Origin of the sequence: Stenotrophomonas sp. ZAC14D1_NAIMI4_1, assembly GCF_003086775.1 — a bacterium.
GTDB lineage: Bacteria > Pseudomonadota > Gammaproteobacteria > Xanthomonadales > Xanthomonadaceae > Stenotrophomonas.
In genome coordinates, this window is the sequence record NZ_CP026001.1 from 4,220,841 (window position 1) to 4,237,700 (window position 16,860).

Below are 16,860 nucleotides of genomic sequence, written 5' to 3' on the forward strand. Positions count from 1 at the left end.
CGTTACTCCGCCAGGTCCTGCGGCGAGATGTCGTCCGCCAGCCGGCCATGGTCGAGGATCAGCACGCGCTTGCGCATGCGGCGCAGCAGCGGCAGGTCGTGGCTGACCACCAGCACGCTGGTGCCGCGCGAGGGCAGCTCGGCGAACAGGGCCATGATCTCCGCCGCCAGGGTCGGGTCGAGGTTGCCGGTCGGCTCGTCGGCCACCAGCAGCTTGGGTTCGCCGACGATCGCGCGGGCGATGCCCACGCGCTGCTGCTCACCGGCCGACAACTGCGAGGGCAGTGCTTTTTCGCGGTGGCCCAGGCCCATGCGTTCCAGCACCGAGCGCACGCGCTTGGCGATATCGCCGCGGCGGGTGCCGCGCAGGATCAGCGGCAACGCCACGTTCTCGGCGATGGAGCGGTCCATCAGCAGGCGGTGGTCCTGGTAGACCGCGCCCACCGCGCGCCGATGGCGCGGGATGTCACCGCCGCGCACCTTCAGCAGGTTGCGCTCGTCGAACACCACCGCGCCGCGGCTGGGCCGCTCGTCCAGGTGGATCAACTTGAGCAGGGTGCTTTTGCCCGCCCCGGAATGGCCGGTGACGAACAGCATTTCGCCGGGGGCTACTTCGAAGCTGACATCGGTCAGGGCTTCGTGGCCACCGGCGTACTGTTTGCTGACATTGTCGAAGCGCAGGACACTCATGCCCCGATTATGCAGGACCGGCGCGACGGATCGGTAGCGCCGGGCCATGCCCGGCGAAAACCTTCCGGTCCGGTGGGTGCCGACCGTTGGTGGTGGGTGCCGACCGTTGGTCGGCACGCCGTTAAAGCCGCCCGACCAACGGTCGGGCGCTACCGGTCGGTTTGGTGGGTGCCGACCGTTGGTCGGCACACCGATCAGTTGCCCGACAGCATCCGGCGGATCTTGCGGCCGATACGGGTCAGGAACGAATCACCGGTGTCGGCGGCGGTACGCACCGGCTTGGCCACCACCTGCACCGGGGTGACCGGGCTGGCGCCATTGCCGGCGGTGTTCTGCGCGCCCTCGGCACCTTCGACCGGACGGCCGTGGCGACGACGACGACGCTTGCGCGTCTTGTGCTCGCCATCGGCGGCACCTTCCGGTGCGCCTTCGGCACGCGGCGGGCGCGGCGGACGCGGGGCCTGGGCAGCGGCGCCTTCGGCACCGGCGACCGGCGCAGCAGCCTGCTCGCCTTCCACGCGCGGCTTGCGCGGGCCACGCGGGCGGCGTTCGCCACTGCGCTCACCGTCGCGACCACCACGGCCACCACCGCCGCTGCCGGAACGGCCGCCACTGCGGCCACCGCCACGACGCTCTTCCTCGGCGGCGCGGGCTTCGCGCGCTTCGCGGAAGATCTGGCCGACGCTTTCGTTGTCGTCGCCTTCCTCGCCTTCGGCCGGGGCCGGGCGTTCCGGGCGCGGCAGCGGGGTCATCAGTTCCTTGGTGACCGGCTCGGACGGAATCTTCTGCTCGATGTACGCCTCGATGTCCGGCAGGCCCATCGCGTAGCGCTCGCAGGCGAAGCTGATCGCATCACCCTCTTCGCCCAGGCGCGCGGTACGGCCGATGCGGTGCACGTAGTCTTCGGCGTCGAACGGCAGGTCGTAGTTGTAGACGTACTTGATGCCATCGATGTGCAGGCCGCGCGCAGCCACGTCGGTGGCCACCAGGATTTCCAGCTGGCCCTTCTGGAAGCGGTTGAGCAGGCTCTCGCGCTTCTTCTGCGGCACGTCGCCGGACAGCACGCCGACGCGGTAGCCGGCCTTTTCCAGCGAACGCGCCACGCGCTCGACGAACACCTTGGTGTTGACGAAGACCATGGTGCGCGCGCCTTCGCTGCGCGACAGCAGGCCCAGCAGCAGCGGGATCTTCTCGTCATCGGCCGGGAAGTAGATGCGCTGGCGCACGCGCGCGGCGGTGATGGTCTCGGCTTCGACCACCAGCTTCTGCGGCTCGTTCATGTGCTCGTAGGCCAGCTCCAGCACGCGGTGGCTGAGGGTGGCGCTGAACAGCAGGGTCTGGCGGGTGGTGCGCTCGGGCATGCGGCGCAGCAGGAAGCGGATGTCCTTGATGAAGCCCAGGTCGAACATGCGGTCGGCTTCGTCCAGCACGCAGATCTCGCAGGCGTGCAGCGAAACCACCTTGTGCTGCTTCACGTAGTCGATCAGGCGGCCCGGGGTGGCGATGATCACGTCCACGCCCTGCTGCAGCAGTTCGCGCTGCTTGTCGTAATCGACGCCGCCGTAGACCAGGGCGAAACGCAGGCCCAGGTCGGAACCGAACTTGACCGCATCCTTGTGGATCTGGATGGCCAGTTCGCGGGTCGGTGCCAGGATCAGGGCGCGCGGGTCTTCCGGCTTGCGGTCGGCCAGTGCCGGACGCGTCAGCAGGCGGTTCACGACAGCGACCAGGAAGGCCAGCGTCTTGCCGGTGCCGGTCTGCGCCTGGCCGGCAACATCACCGCCGGGCAGCGCGACCGGCAGGGTCAGCGCCTGGATCGGGGTGCAGCGGGTGAATCCGGCTCCTTCAAGGCCGGCCTGCAGGGCCGGATGCAGCTCGAAGGAGGAGAAGGTCAAATCGGTCAGCGGTTTGTCGCTCATGAGTCCGTCTTGGTATGGCCGCCGGCCCACGGGGCGGCTGGCACTTCATCGTCTGCGGCGGGTTGGCAGGCGGGGACCACCCGGTCCGCACGCCGCACAATGCCCCAGTTTAACGCACTCGGGCCGGCAAACCGGAACCGCTCGTCTCACAGGACCGGGAGACGGCACGCCCGCACGGGGCCTTCACCCAGCCGCACGCCACTTGAACGGCCCTGTGCCGGCCACTGGCCCTGCCCCGGTGCCACCCCCATCTCCTCGAAGACAGTGAAATCCGACACATACCGGGCTGGGACACGATCACGTTACGCTGGGTTCCAGCCAGCAACTGTCCCCGCCGCGCGATAGGGGTACACTGCCGGCCGTGAGCGTCCAGGCATCCCGCCGAACGCACCGCGGCAGACCGCCGCGAGGCAACGACGAGGGTCGCGCCACCGGGCATGGCCCAGTTCACCCACCTCCGGCCTGGCCGGGTGCAATCCAAGACGAGAAACCAAGATGAGCGACAAGGTTGTACACGTCGGCGATGCCGACTTTGATAGCACCGTGCTGAATTCCAAGGAACCGGTGCTGGTCGATTTCTGGGCAGAGTGGTGCGGCCCCTGCAAGATGATCGCCCCCGCGCTGGACGAACTGGCCGACGCCTACCAGGGCCGCGCCAAGATCGCCAAGGTCAACGTCGACAACAACCGCGCGCTGGCCGCCAAGTACCACGTGCGTTCGATCCCGTACCTGGTCGTCTTCAAGGACGGCGAAAAGGTCGGCGAGCAGATCGGTGCGGTGGGCAAGGCCCAGCTGGCCGGCCTGCTGGACAAGGCCCTGGCCTGATCCTGCTGTTCCACGGCAGCCGCTGACCGCGGCTGCCGCTGGGCGCCCGGCGCCCGCATGAATGCAATACCCGGTGACCCTTGCACGGCGCCGCTGGCCGATGATAGTGTCGGCATATCCGGCCGCGTTCGCGTGCCGCACCCTCTGGACGCAGTTTCTTCCAGACCCATTCCCAACGTTCGCCGCCCCAGCCGGGCGCTCGCACCTTCAAGCGAGGAATAACGCTCTTGTCCGATAACACTCCCGAAACCGGCAGCGCCGATGCGCCCGCCGAAAAGCGCGTGCGCAAGCCCCGCGTGAGCAAGGCAGCCGCTCCGGCCGCCGCCGAAACCAGCGCTGCGCCCGCGCAGCCGACCCTGCCGCTGGCACCCGCGCCCGAAGCGCCGGCACCGGCCGCAGCCGCCCCCGCGCCGAGCGCGCCCGCTGCTGAAGCCCCCGCCTCCGGCGGCGGTGATGGCGGCGAAGGCCGCGAATCCGGCCAGCCCCGCCAGCAGAACCACCAGGGTGGTCAGGGTGGCGGCCAGAACCAGGGCCAGAACAACAATCCCTACAACCAGGGTGGCCAGAACGGCCAGCAGGGCCAGGGCAACCGCCGTGACCGCTTCCGCAACCGTCGCGACCGCGACCGTGGTGGCCGTGGCCGCGAAGACGGCATGCCGCAGGACGGTGGCGAGCAGCAGCCCTTCGTGCCGCGCCCGCACGCCAACGTGCCGGAAGGCTTCCCGGTCTACTCGCTGAGCGACCTCAAGCGCATGCCGGCGCAGAAGCTGCTGGAAATCGCCGAGCAGCTGCAGATCTCCGAAGGCGTCGCCCGCGCCCGCAAGCAGGACGTCATCTTCGCCCTGCTGAAGGTGCTGACCCGCCACGGTGACGGCGTCGCCGCCGACGGCGTGCTGGAAATCCTGCCCGACGGCTTCGGCTTCCTGCGCGCGGCCGAGGCCAGCTACCTGGCCGGCCCGGACGACACCTACATCTCGCCCAGCCAGATCCGCCGCTTCAACCTGCGCACCGGCGACCACATCTCCGGCCGCATCCGCTTCCCGAAGGACGGCGAGCGCTACTTCGCACTGAACATCGTCGACACCATCAACGGTGAGCCGATCGAAGCGTCGAAGAACAAGGTGCTGTTCGAGAACCTGACCCCGCTGTTCCCGCGTCGCCGCTTCACCCTGGAGCGCGGCAACGGTTCGTCGGAAGACATCACCGGCCGCATCCTCGACCTGATGGCGCCGCAGGGCAAGGGCCAGCGCTCGCTCATCGTCTCCCAGCCGAAGGCCGGCAAGACGATGATGATGCAGCAGGTGGCCACGGCCATCACCACCAACCACCCGGACGTGCACCTGATCGTGCTGCTGATCGACGAGCGCCCGGAAGAAGTGACCGAAATGCAGCGCACCGTGCGCGGCGAGGTCATCAGCTCGACCTTCGACGAGCCGGCCGCGCGCCACGTGCAGGTGGCCGAAATGGTCATCGAGCGCGCCAAGCGCCTGGTCGAGCACAAGAAGGACGTGGTGATCCTGCTGGACTCCATCACCCGCCTGGCCCGTGCCTACAACAACGTGGTGCCGAGCTCGGGCAAGGTGCTGACCGGCGGCGTGGACGCCAACGCCCTGCACCGCCCGAAGCGCTTCTTCGGTGCCGCGCGCAACGTGGAAGAAGGCGGCAGCCTGACCATCATCGCCACCGCGCTGGTCGACACCGGCTCGAAGATGGACGAGGTGATCTACGAAGAGTTCAAGGGCACCGGCAACAGCGAAGTGCACCTGAGCCGTCGCATCGCTGAAAAGCGCGTGTTCCCGGCCATCGACATCAACCGTTCGGGCACCCGCCGCGAAGACCTGCTGATCGAACCGGAACTGCTGCAGAAGATCTGGATCCTGCGCAAGCTGCTGCATCCGATGGATGAAATGGCCGCGATGGAATTCCTGCTGGACAAGATGAAGAACACCAAGTCCAACGACGAGTTCTTCGGTTCCATGAAGCGATAAGAAAAAAGCCCCGCACTGCGGGGCTTTTTTTGGGCTTTCGCGGCGGCAGGCATCCACGCATGGCGTGGATCTACCGGTAGCGCCGGGCCATGCCCGGCGAGATGCCTCTACGCGCAGACCTCGCGCGGGTCCAGGCCGAGGTCGCGGCAGATGCGGTCGTGGGCCAGGCCCGCACAGCGCAGCGTGCCGCCCAGCATTTCGCTGAGCATGCTGCTGCCGCGATAGGCCAGGTAGCACCACGGTTCGACCGGCACCTTGCCGCCCTGCGCCTTCATCACCACGCGCGCCTCGTCCCACGCACCAACGAGGTAGAGGGCCAGGGCGAACTCGGCGCGATGGCGGCGCTCACGCGATGAGGTGCAGGCCGCGAGCGCGCGTTCCAGGCCGGCGGGTTGCACGTCCAGCCAGTCCAGCAGCGCCTTGCGCACCAGGTCGGCCAGGCCGGGCACGTTGGCGGTGCGCACCACCCCGACAATCTCCAGCGGCGCATCGCACTCGTCCATCCACGGGTAGGTCCATTCCACCACGTGCGCCGCGATCGCCGCATGGGCATCGCGGCCGCGCGGGGCGTTGTCACTGATCCAGCGCAGGTACGCCCACATCTCCTCGTCACTGCCGTCCCACTTTTCCATGCTGGCCTTGGCCAGCATGTAGACCGAGGGTGCGTGGTACGGCGCCAGCGCCATCACCTGCGCGAAGCGCTCGCTGCGCGCCTCACGTTCGATGTCGCACACCACGTCACAGTGCAGCAGGCCATAGAACGCCAGCGGCGGTGCGTCCGCACGCTCGGCCAGTGCCTTGAACCGCCGCTGCGCGGCCTGGAACTTCAGCGGGAAGGCGCGCCTGCGCGCTTCGGGGATTTCATGAAAGTAGGTTTCGCCGCGCAGGCGCCAGCCTTCGCCCAGCTCGGCAAAGGCCAGCAGCAGTGCAGCATCGATGGAATCGGGCGCGTGTGCGTGCCATTGCGCGGCGAGCGCAGGCGCCTGCACCTGCTTGCCGAGGTAGGCGTAGAAATCCACCTGGCTGCCTTCGTGGAGCTCGGCCATCACCGCCGAGGCCTGCGCGTACGCGCCCTGCCGCACCAGCTCAAGCAGCGCGCGTGCGTCGGTGACACACGTGACATCGATGGTGGAACCATGAGGCTGCAGCCTCACGCTCTGGAGTAAACGGCGCATGGTCGTCCTTGTCTGTGGATCCGCACGACACGCGGATCGCTTCCTGGTGCGCCAGTTTAGCGGCGCACCAGGACACGTGGACGGAACGACATCAAGCTTTGCTCCGCTCGCCGGGCATCACCCGGCGCAACCGCGTGGCTTACGGGCAGGCCACCGCACCTTCGGCATTGGCCGTATTGGCGGTCAGCTTGACCTGGGTGAACGCTGCAGCGAACGGCTTGTCGGCGGTCACCACGAACGGGGCTTCCACCGCGCCCAGTGCCACGCCCTGCTTGGCGAAGCACGCCAGCGGAACGGTCACCGTCTGCTTCTGGCCGGGCGAGAGCTTGCCCAGCAACGGCGCGATATCCACCCCACCCTCGCAGCCACTGCCGCACTGCATGGCCACCTTCACCGGCGAGGCCGGGCGCTTCACCAGCTGCACATCGAACTGCAGCGCGCCGTTGCTGCGCGCCAGTGCGCCCAGGTTGCGGCGCGAGGTGCTGCGTGCGATCAGCTGCGCGGGGGCCAGCCAGGTCACTTCCTTGGCGTCCTGCTGGGTGTTCACCTGCACGGTACGCACCTGCACCACCGGCTTGGCGGTGGGCCAGCGCAGCGTGGCGTTCAGATCGCTGCCCAGCGGCTGGGTCGCACCCGCGGCGGCCACGTGCAGGGCGAACGGCGGCGTGTCGGCACGATTGAAGATCGGCAGCACGGTCACTTCACCGCAGCTGTCCGGGTTGGCTTCGTCCAGCCGCGCGACCTTGCCGCCCTTGGCGTAGCTCAGGCCATAGCCCAGCGCGAACAGCGACGGCTTCTTCGCATCGGGCTGGTCGATCGGTGCCGGGCACGGCACGCCCGGCCACGGGAAGCTGAGGCGGCCACGGAAGTCGTGCACGGGCTTGCCGCCCTTGCCCGCCACCAGCACATCGGTCACGCCCTTGCCTTCGGTGCCCGGCAGCCACGCCGCGACGAAGGCGCTGGACAGGTTGAGCAGGTCGTTGGTGTACATCGGCCGGCCGGAAAGGTAGACCGTCACCACCGGTTTGCCAGCCGCTGCGGCAGCCTTCAGCACGGCCAGATCCTGCGGATAGGCGCGGCTGTGGCTGACCGTGTCCGAGGCAAGAATGTCGCCGTTGGTTTCCGCATACGGCGTCTCGCCGATCACCGCCAGCACCACGTCGAACGCCTTCGGATCAATGCCCTGGCCATCGGCACTGAAGCTGACGTTGTCCATACCCAGTTCGGCGCGCAGCGCGCCCAGCACCGAATCGGCGTTGGGGAAGTCGGCATTCCTGTTCTCGGTGCCCTGCCAGGTCAGCGACCAGCCACCGGACTGGTCACCGATGTTGTCAGCACCCTTGCCGACCACCAGCACGCGCGCGTCGCGACGCAGCGGCAGCACCTTGCCTTCGTTCTTCAGCAGCACCAGCGATTCGCGGACCGCACGCCGCGCCAGCTCGCGGTGCTGCACGGCGGTGGCATCACCGGCATAGCGGCTGTCGGACGGCTTGTGTTCGAACAGCCCGGCACGCAGCTTCACCCGCAGGATGCGCGTCACTGCGTCATCAATGCGTGCCATCGGGATCTCGCCCTTCTGCACCTGCGCGGTGGTGTTGTCGATGAAGGCCTTCCAGTCATCGGGCACCATCACCATGTCGATGCCGGCGTTGATGGCCTGCGCGCAGCTGTCGTTGCGGCAGCCCGGCACCTGGGCGATGCCGTTCCAGTCGGAGACGACGAAGCCATCGAAGCCCATCTTGTCCTTCAGCGCATCGGTCAGCAGCGCCTTGCTGCCGTGCATCTTGCCGTAGTCGATGCCGGCGGCACGGTCGTTCCAGCTGTTGAAGGAGGCCATCACGGTCTGCGCGCCTTCGGCCAGCGCGCCGTAGTAGCCCTGCGCATGCACGTTGATCATCGTCGCCTTGTCGACCAGCGCCTCGCCCTGGTCGCGGCCGCTGTCGGTGGCGCCGTCACCCAGGTAGTGCTTGGCGGTGGTGACCACGTTGCCGTCATCCTTGAAGGCGCCCTGCGCGCCCTTCACGTAGGCGTGGGCGAAGCTGCGGATCACTGCCGGGTCGGACGAATAGCTTTCGTAGGTGCGGCCCCAGCGCGGGTCGTGGGCCACGGCCAGGGTGGGCGCGAAGACCCAGCCGATGCCGGTGGCGCGCACCGACCGCGCGGTCGCCTCGCCGATGCGCTCGATCAGTTCGGGATCTCCGGCGGCGCCCAGGCCGATGTTGTGCGGGAACAGGGTCGCGCCCAGCACGTTGTTGTGGCCGTGTACCGCATCGGTGCCCCAGATCACCGGCACCGGCGTCTTCGCATCGGTGGCCAGCGAGGCGGCATGGTAGGCATCGGCCAGCGCCAGCCACGCCTGCACGCTGGCGTGCTTGTCCATGCCCGGCCACGAGCCGCCGCCATTGAGCACCGAGCCGATGTAGTAGCGGCGCACCTGCTCCGGCGTGATCGTCTTGATCTCGGCCTGGGTCATCTGCCCGATCTTCTGCGCCAGCGTCATCTGCGAAAGGATCTGCTGCAGGCGGCTTTCGATCTGCGCGTCGGGGGTGATCGCGCTGTGCACGCGCGGCCAGTCCTGCAGACGTTCGCCGCTGGCCGGTGCGGCACCGACCGGCGCGGCAAGGGCGGCCAACAGGCAGCTGGCAAGAAGGGTCTGGGTGGGGCGATTCACTGGGCTCTACCTCCGTGGATGAAATTCCTGGCGCGCATGTCTGCGACCGCACGCCGGCATGGGCGCTTGCGCACCGCTCCTGACAGCGCTGTCATATAAGGCGACCCCGCTGCTGTCAATCGTTGTTGGCGGGCAACGTGCCGACCGTCCCGCAACCACGGGGCCTGGCGCATCATCGACACGCCATCGCAGTGCGCGGGTGTTGCATCGCGACACGAAATCGGGACGTGCCAGCGCCCCTCCTGTCGTGGCAACATCCGCCTGCTTCGGCAACATCGACCGGGCCAGCACGCACTACCATCGCCGCGTGCCCGCCGCCTTCCAGGAGGAACCATCGCACCATGCGCAGTCGAATCGAGGATGTCGCCGCCGTTGCCGGGGTTTCGATCAAGACCGTGTCCCGCGTGCTCAACCACGAGCCGAACGTGCGCGAGCAGACGCGCGAGCGCGTCCTGGCGGCCGTGGCACGGCTGGGCTACAAGCCGAACCTGTCCGCGCGCAGCCTGGCGGGCCAGCGCTCGTACGCACTGGCGCTGGTCTACAACAATCCCTCGCGCAACTACCTGATGGAAATCCAGAGCGGCATGCTGGAAGCCTGTCATGCGCAGCACTACAACCTGATCCTGGGCCCGGTCGGCACCGGCCGCCGCACCCTGCCCGACCTGGCCGCGCTGTTCGAGAATTCGCGCCCCGACGGCGTGGTGCTGATCCCGCCGCTGACCGATGACGAGGTGGTGCTGTCCTGGCTGGAAGAACAGGACATTCCCTTCGCCTGCATCGCGCCACGCCATCCGGAAGGCCGCATCGGCGTGCGCATGGATGAAACCACCGCGGTGGTCGAACTGATCGGACACCTGGTCGCGCAGGGTCACCGCCGCATCGGCCACATCAAGGGGCCACGCGCGCATGGTGCCTGCCAGTGGCGCCACGCCGGCTACCGGCAGGCGCTGCGCGAGGCCGGCATTGCCTACGATCCGCAGCTGGTGGCCAATGGCCAGTTCTCGTTCGAGTCCGGCGTGGACGCGGCCAACGTCCTGCTCGACCTGGACGATCCGCCGACGGCGATCTTCGCGGCCAACGATGACATGGCCGCTGCGGTCTACCGCGTGGCCGGCGAGCGCGGGCTGCGCGTGCCGCGCGATCTGTCGGTGTGCGGCTTCGACGACACGCCGATTGCCGGGCACATCTACCCGGCACTGACCACCGTGCGCCAGCCGACCGCGCACATGGGCCGGCTGGCCACCGAGCAGCTGATCGAGCACATCCGCGCCGAGGCTGCCGGGCGCATGATCACCGTCGAGCACGCGGTGCTGGAACGCGAATCCACTGCCGCGCCGCGCCGGCGCTGAGCCCTCCCGCGGCGGGCCGACGCGCCCGTTGTGGCTTCGCCGCACGCGCTGTCCGCTGACAGTCGCCATCATGTCCAGAACCTGTCCTCCCGGTCAGTGATTCAAGCCATCCAGTGGACATGCACGACATCCACCGGCCATTGCCGTTGTCCAGCGCTGTCAGTCCCCTCCTCCCTCCACGCTGAAGCGCCCTCGCAAGGCATCCGCGCAGTTTCGTTCTGCACCGCACAACGTTTTTCCGCCGATCGATTGGCAGCGCTGTCATGCCTGAAAAAGCGCTGCAGATGCCGCAGCCAAAGGCAATTCATCGGCGTGAGCAGGTGCATGGCAACGGTTACATCGCGGCCCACGCAGGCGTTGGCCAGGCGCACTTGATGGCAGTTTGTTGACAACGCTGTCAACCGTCGCTCCAATCCGGCCACGTGCAGTAACCCGCGATCGAGACAACGCCGCAACGACACAACCGAATTCCCTGGGGAGGGAGCTTCCATGAAGACGTACAAGGCAGTACCTCGCAAGACGATGCTCACTTCCGCGCTGCTCGCAGCGCTCGCCGCACCGGCATGGGCGCAGGACGCACCTGCCGGCGACACGCCCGACCCGGCCACGCTCGATACCGTGCAGGTCACCGGTATCCGCGGCAGCCTGCAGTCGTCGATGAACCTCAAGCGCGACAGCCAGGGCGTGGTCGATGGCATCGTCGCCGAGGACATCGGCAAGTTCCCGGATACCAACCTGGCCGAATCGCTGCAGCGCATCAGCGGCGTATCGATCGACCGCACCTCCAGCGGCGAAGGTTCCAAGGTGACCGTGCGCGGCATCGGCCCCGACTACAACCTGGTGCTGTTGAACGGCCGCCAGATGCCCGCGTCCAACCTCGGCAACGGCGGTGCCGGCCTGAACGGTTCGCGCTCGTTCGACTTCGCCAACCTCGCTTCCGAATCGATCTCGGCGGTGGAGGTGTACAAGACCAGCCGCGCCGACAACCCGGCCGGTGGCATCGGCGCCACCATCAACATCAAGACCCTGCGGCCGCTGGAATCGGAGCCGGTGATCAGCCTCGGCCTGAAGGCGGTCAACGATTCCTCCAACGACAACCTGCCGCGCACGCTGCAGGGGTCGAACGTCACCGGCGAACTGTCGGGCATCTTCAGCCAGCGCTATGCCGACGACCGCTTCGGCGTGGCCTTCAGTGCCAGCCACCAGGAGCGCGATTCCGGCTTCAACCAGGCCACCGTGGCCGAGGGCTGGGCGACGTTCTACGGCAACAACACCACCGATGGGCGCACCCTGCCGCAGCCGGGCCAGGGTTATTCGGACCGCATCACCAACCGGCCGGGCCCGAACGATGTGTATGGGCGGCCGCAGAACACCGCCTACAACGTCAACGGCGTGCAGCGCCAGCGCACCAACGCGCAGGCCACGTTCCAGTGGAAGCCGACCGACAATGTCACCACCACGCTGGACTACACCTATGTCGAGAACAAGGTGCAGCAGCAGCGCAGCGAGCTGTCGGTGTGGTTCAACTACGGCCCGGGCGACAGCACCTGGACCAATGGCCCGGTGGCTGCACCGATCATCTACAGCGAAGACATGACCAATTCGGACGTGTCGATGGGCGGCGCGCGGCTGGCCACCAAGACCGGCATGCACTCGCTGGGCTTCAACGTGGACTGGGAAGTGAACGACGCCCTGGACCTGTCGTTCGATGCGCACAACTCCACCGCCGAATCGCAGCCGGACAGCCCTTATGGCTCGGCCGGCGTGCTTGGCGTGGCCGCCTTCGTGCGCGGCAAGACCACCGTCGACTACAGCGGTGACCTGCCGATCATCAACATCGCGCTGCCCCCGGGCGGCGTGCAGGCCTCCGATGCGCTGGTCACCGGCTCGGTGTTCCAGAACAGCTACAACAAGTCCGAGGTGCAGCAGTACCAGGGCCGCGGCACGTTCCGCTTCGCCGACTATTCGGCGCTGGATTTCGGCATCGGCCACACCCAGGTGGAGAACCGCTCGGCCTCGGCCATCATGCAGCGCAATACCTGGGGCGGCCTCGGCTCGCCGGCCGACTATGCCGATGACATCTGGTACGCCGACAACATGGCCAAGTACTTCAAGGCCTTCTCCGGGCACAGCGATCCGCGCCTGACCGGCCAGTTCCTGGTGTTCGATTTCGACCGCCTGATCGACCGCGCCGCCCAGGTCGGTACCGCTGCCGACCCGGCCTGCCCGACCTGCTACTACGCACCGAGCGAGTACTCCGAAGACATCCGCACCACCGAGAAGACGCGCAGCGCCTTCCTGCAGTACCGCACCACCTTCGACTGGTCGATGCCGCTGCACGTGGCCGCCGGCGTGCGTTACGAGCAGACCGAAGTGGAATCCAACGCGATGGTGCGCGTGCCGACCGGCATCAGCTGGGGCTCGGCCAACGAACTGAACATCGTCTACGCGCCGGAAAGCAGCTTCATCGGCGGCCGCGGCAAGTACGACTACGTGCTGCCCAACGTCGACCTGACGCTGGACCTGAGCGAATCGCTGGCACTGCGCGGCAGCTACAGCCGCACGCTGGGCCGACCGAGCTGGACGCAGATCCAGAGCGGCCAGTCGCTGGCCGACATCGTGCGCACCCAGGGTGGCAGCGGCAGCCGCGGCAACCCCAGCCTGGAGCCGCTGATCTCGGACAACTTCGACCTCTCGCTGGAGTGGTACTACGGCGAAGCCAGCTACGCCTCGGCTGGCTTCTTCCGCAAGAACATCAAGAACTTCATCAGCGACACCGTGGTGCGCGAGAACAGCGGCAACCTGCACACGCCCGTCGGCGGCGCCTACTGGAACGAGGCACTGGTGTCGTGCGGCGGCACCGACATGCCCTGCATCCGCGACTACATCTTCACCAACCATGCCGGCGACCCGGGCGTGAACTTCACCGGCGTCAACTCGGCCGGCCAGCTGACCGGCACCATTGAAGGCCTGCCGACCGATCCGATCGCCGGCTTCGACATCACCGTGCCGGCCAACCAGCACTCGGACCACCTGGACGGCTGGGAAGTGGCGGTGCAGCACCTGTTCGGCCAATCCGGCTTCGGCCTGGCGGCCAACTACACCAAGGTGAAGTCCGGGCTGACCTTCAACAACCTCAGCCTGGGCGACCAGTACCCGATGATCGGCCTGAGCGACTCGGCCAACCTGGTCGCGTTCTACGACAAGAACGCCTGGCAGGTGCGCGCGGCCTACAACTGGCGCGACAAGTTCCTCAACGGCATCGGCGGCCAGGGCCCGAACCCGAACTACACCGCGGCTTACGGCCAGCTCGATCTGAACATCAGCTACGCGGTGAGCGAGCAGCTGACCCTGAGCCTGGAAGCGATCAACCTGACCGACGAGACCATGCGCACCTACTCGCGCCACACCAACATGCTGCGCTACGCCACCCAGACCGGCCCGCGCTACATGTTCGGCGTGCGTTACAAGTTCTGACCTGCTGCAGTACTGTGGAGCCGAGCCCATGCTCGGCTCCACTCCGCTCCGGATACCCGCGCATGCTGCCCCAGCCCCGCCCCATCGAAGAGATCCACGGCCTGGACCCGGCGCAGCTGCACGCGCAGCTGCCCACCTGGACGACGCCGAAGGTGATCCGTGGGCTGGTGGCGCACTGGCCACTGGTGAGGGCCGCGCGCCGGTCCGCCGCCGAGGCGGTGGCCCACCTGGCCGGCTTCGACCACGGGCAGATGCCGGTGACGGCGACCACCGCCGCACCCGACACGCACGGGCGGCTGTTCTACAACGAGGACATGAGCGGCTTCAATTTCCGCCGCGAACAGATCCCGCTGAAGGTGGTGCTGGCCACCCTGCTGAAGTACGCCAGCGATCCCGCGCCGCCGTCGATCTACGTCGCCTCGACCACGCTGGACAGTTTCCTGCCCGGCTTCAGCCAGGCCAACCCGCTGCACCTGGGCGTCGCCGATCCGCTGGCCAGCATCTGGATCGGCAACCGCTCGCGCATCGCCGCCCACCAGGACGTGCCGGACAACCTGGCGTGTGTGGCGGCCGGTCGCCGCCGCGTCACCCTGTTCGCGCCGGCGCAGGTCGAGAACCTGTATGTCGGGCCGCTGGATTTCACCCCCGCCGGACAGGCCATCAGCATGGTCGATTTCCATGCACCGGACCTGCAGCGCTTCCCGCGCTTCGCCCAGGCCTGGGAGCAGGCCCTGGTGGCCGAGCTGGAACCGGGCGATGCGGTGTTCATTCCCTCGCTGTGGTGGCACCACATGGAAGGCCTGGAACCATTCAACGTGCTGGTCAACAGCTGGTGGCGGCCGGTGCCGGCGTGGATGGATTCGCCGATGAACGCGCTGATGCTGGCCATCCTCGCCCTGCGCGACCTGCCGCCGGAACAGCGCACGCACTGGCGCACGATGCTCGACCACTATGTGTTCGATGCGGGCGAACATACGGCCGCGCATGTGCCGCAGGATGCGCGTGGCGTGCTCGCGCCGCTGGATGCGGCGGGCGCCGAGCGCGTGCGCGATACGCTGCGGCGGCGCCTGCAACGCTGACACCGGGACACCGGGCCTGTCCCCCGCGGCGGGCGAATGTGCCCATAATGGCGGCTCCCCCACCGTTCGTGCCCGGCTGCGCTGCCGCAGCAGTGGGCGCAGTCGCTGCATGCCACCCATCTCCAACCGCCTCAACCTGGGCAAGCTGATTCTTGCGCTGGCCCTGCTGAGTACGCTCATCGCCCTCGGCAACACACTGCTGGCCAGCTACCGCGTGCAGCGCGACCAACTGGTGAGCAACACCCTGGAAGCCAACCGCGTCTACACCAGCAAGCTGGCCGAAACGACGCAGACCTTCCTGCTGTCCGCGCAGCAGCAGCTGGCCTACGCTGCCACCCGGCTCGGTGAGAGCGGGCTGGATGCCGGCCACGCGCAGGACGAAGCCAGCCGCCTGCAGCTGCAGTCCAGCAGCTTCAACTCCTCGCTGGTGGTCAATGCCAGCGGCCTGGTCATCGCCACCTCACCGCAGACCCTGCAGCTGCAGGGCGAAGTGCTCAAGAGCTTCGGCAGCAACCAGGCACTGGCGCGCCGCCAGCCGTTGATCAGCGATCCCTACCAGTCGGCCACCGGCAAGCTGCTGATCTCGCTGTCGCACCCGGTGTTCGACCGCCAGGGCACCTACCTCGGCTACGTCAGCGGCACGCTGTACCTGCGCCAGCGCAGCGCGCTGCACACGCTGCTGGGCAAGCACTACTACCGCGACGGGTCCTACCTGTACGTGGTCGACCACAACGGCCGCATCATCTACCACAACAACCCGAAGGAAGTGGGCACCTACGCGCTGGACAACGCGGCGGTGAAGGCGGTGATGGGCGGTCGTTCCGGCAGCCAGCAGCTGGTCAACAACCATGGCGTGGCCCAGCTGTCCGGCTATGCCCCGGTGCCGGTCACCGGCTGGGGCATCATCGCCCAGCGCCCGACCGAGGCGACCCTGCAGCCGCTGTCGCGCCTGATGACCTCGGTCATCTGGAACGCGATCCCGCTGGGCGTGCTGTCGCTGCTGATCACCTGGTGGTTCGCGCGGCGCATCTCGATGCCGCTGTGGCAGCTGGCGCGCAACGTGCAGGAAGGCGAAGACACCGGCAATGCGATCAACCACGTCACCGGCATCCGCGCGTGGTACTTCGAAGTGGCGCAGCTGAAGCAGGCGGTGCTGTACAGCTTCAACGCACTGCAGGACCGTATCGGCACCCTCAACCGCGCCAGCCGCACCGATCCGATGACCGGGCTGCTGAACCGCCGCGGTCTGCAGAACGCGCTGGAGATGCTGCAGGCACAGGGCCAGCCTTTCGCGATCGTGGCGCTGGACATCGACCGCTTCAAGTCGATCAACGACGGCCACGGCCATGACGTCGGCGATGCCGCCATCGTCCATATCGCCGAGCAGATGCGCCGCCATTCGCGCGAAACCGACGTGCTGTGCCGCGCCGGTGGCGAGGAATTCCTGGTGCTGCTGCCGGGCGTTGGCGTAACGGCGGCGCAGCAGACCGCCGAGCGCCTGCGCCAGGCGATTGCCGGGCAGCCGTTCGCGCCGGTCGGCACCCTCACCGTGTCGCTGGGCGTGGCCCACTTCCCCACGTTCCATGCCGATGTGGAACAAGCGCTGCGGCTGGCCGACAAGGCGCTGTACCTGGCCAAGGAACAAGGCCGCAACCGCGTGGTGGTGTACCCGCACGCGGAGTGACCTG

General features: G+C 67.8%; 10 protein-coding genes. 6 read left to right on the plus strand and 4 right to left on the minus strand.

Annotation, left to right across the window (positions count from 1 at the left end):
- Nucleotides 1-2 precede the first annotated feature (2 nt).
- Nucleotides 3-689 carry a cell division ATP-binding protein FtsE gene (gene ftsE, locus C1927_RS19180; RefSeq protein ID WP_079223801.1) on the minus strand — a complete coding sequence of 229 codons (687 nt, stop codon included), beginning with the start codon at nucleotides 687-689 and terminating at the stop codon, nucleotides 3-5.
- 194 nt (nucleotides 690-883) lie between these two features.
- Nucleotides 884-2,608 carry an ATP-dependent RNA helicase RhlB gene (gene rhlB / locus C1927_RS19185; protein WP_108747507.1) on the minus strand — a complete coding sequence of 575 codons (1,725 nt, stop codon included), beginning with the start codon at nucleotides 2,606-2,608 and terminating at the stop codon, nucleotides 884-886.
- Nucleotides 2,609-3,103: 495 nt separating this feature from the next.
- Here rhlB and trxA point away from each other — a divergent pair, with 495 nt between their 5' ends.
- Both trxA and rho read left to right on the plus strand, forming a co-directional pair.
- The gene (gene trxA, locus C1927_RS19195; protein WP_093818163.1) at nucleotides 3,104-3,433 is read left to right on the plus strand and encodes a thioredoxin; all 330 of its coding nucleotides are present in this window, start codon (nucleotides 3,104-3,106) and stop codon (nucleotides 3,431-3,433) included.
- A gap of 227 nt (nucleotides 3,434-3,660) precedes the next feature.
- Nucleotides 3,661-5,421, plus strand: coding sequence for a transcription termination factor Rho (gene rho, locus C1927_RS19200; protein ID WP_108747508.1), 1,761 nt, complete (start codon nucleotides 3,661-3,663; stop codon nucleotides 5,419-5,421).
- Nucleotides 5,422-5,528: 107 nt separating this feature from the next.
- On the opposite strand, the gene C1927_RS19205 is transcribed toward rho, so the two are convergent.
- Nucleotides 5,529-6,596 (minus strand): hypothetical protein, encoded by a 1,068-nt coding sequence (locus C1927_RS19205; protein ID WP_159095383.1) that lies wholly within the window; start codon nucleotides 6,594-6,596, stop codon nucleotides 5,529-5,531.
- Nucleotides 6,597-6,735: 139 nt separating this feature from the next.
- On the minus strand, nucleotides 6,736-9,267 hold the full coding sequence (locus tag C1927_RS19210; protein WP_108747510.1) for a glycoside hydrolase family 3 protein: 2,532 nt from the start codon (nucleotides 9,265-9,267) through the stop codon (nucleotides 6,736-6,738).
- A gap of 341 nt (nucleotides 9,268-9,608) precedes the next feature.
- On the opposite strand from C1927_RS19210, the gene C1927_RS19215 reads away from it, so the two are divergent.
- From C1927_RS19215 to C1927_RS19230, 4 genes are all read left to right on the plus strand, one after another.
- Complete coding sequence (locus C1927_RS19215) at nucleotides 9,609-10,616, plus strand: LacI family DNA-binding transcriptional regulator (protein ID WP_079223810.1); 1,008 nt, start codon at nucleotides 9,609-9,611, stop codon at nucleotides 10,614-10,616.
- 489 nt (nucleotides 10,617-11,105) lie between these two features.
- A complete protein-coding gene (locus C1927_RS19220; RefSeq protein ID WP_108747511.1) occupies nucleotides 11,106-14,093 on the plus strand; it encodes a TonB-dependent receptor in 2,988 nt (995 codons plus the stop codon).
- A gap of 62 nt (nucleotides 14,094-14,155) precedes the next feature.
- The gene (locus tag C1927_RS19225) at nucleotides 14,156-15,172 is read left to right on the plus strand and encodes a cupin-like domain-containing protein (RefSeq protein WP_108747512.1); all 1,017 of its coding nucleotides are present in this window, start codon (nucleotides 14,156-14,158) and stop codon (nucleotides 15,170-15,172) included.
- A 109-nt stretch (nucleotides 15,173-15,281) separates the two neighbouring features.
- Complete coding sequence (locus C1927_RS19230) at nucleotides 15,282-16,856, plus strand: sensor domain-containing diguanylate cyclase (protein WP_108747513.1); 1,575 nt, start codon at nucleotides 15,282-15,284, stop codon at nucleotides 16,854-16,856.
- Nucleotides 16,857-16,860: the final 4 nt, after the last annotated feature.

Coding starts and splice junctions, on each gene's coding strand:
- ftsE (WP_079223801.1), bottom strand. CDS start 689: ATGAGTGTCCTGCGCTTCGACAATGTCAGCAAACAGTACGCCGGTGGC.
- rhlB (WP_108747507.1), bottom strand. CDS start 2,608: ATGAGCGACAAACCGCTGACCGATTTGACCTTCTCCTCCTTCGAGCTG.
- trxA (WP_093818163.1), top strand. CDS start 3,104: ATGAGCGACAAGGTTGTACACGTCGGCGATGCCGACTTTGATAGCACC.
- C1927_RS19205 (WP_159095383.1), bottom strand. CDS start 6,596: ATGCGCCGTTTACTCCAGAGCGTGAGGCTGCAGCCTCATGGTTCCACC.
- C1927_RS19215 (WP_079223810.1), top strand. CDS start 9,609: ATGCGCAGTCGAATCGAGGATGTCGCCGCCGTTGCCGGGGTTTCGATC.
- C1927_RS19220 (WP_108747511.1), top strand. CDS start 11,106: ATGAAGACGTACAAGGCAGTACCTCGCAAGACGATGCTCACTTCCGCG.
- C1927_RS19225 (WP_108747512.1), top strand. CDS start 14,156: ATGCTGCCCCAGCCCCGCCCCATCGAAGAGATCCACGGCCTGGACCCG.
- C1927_RS19230 (WP_108747513.1), top strand. CDS start 15,282: ATGCCACCCATCTCCAACCGCCTCAACCTGGGCAAGCTGATTCTTGCG.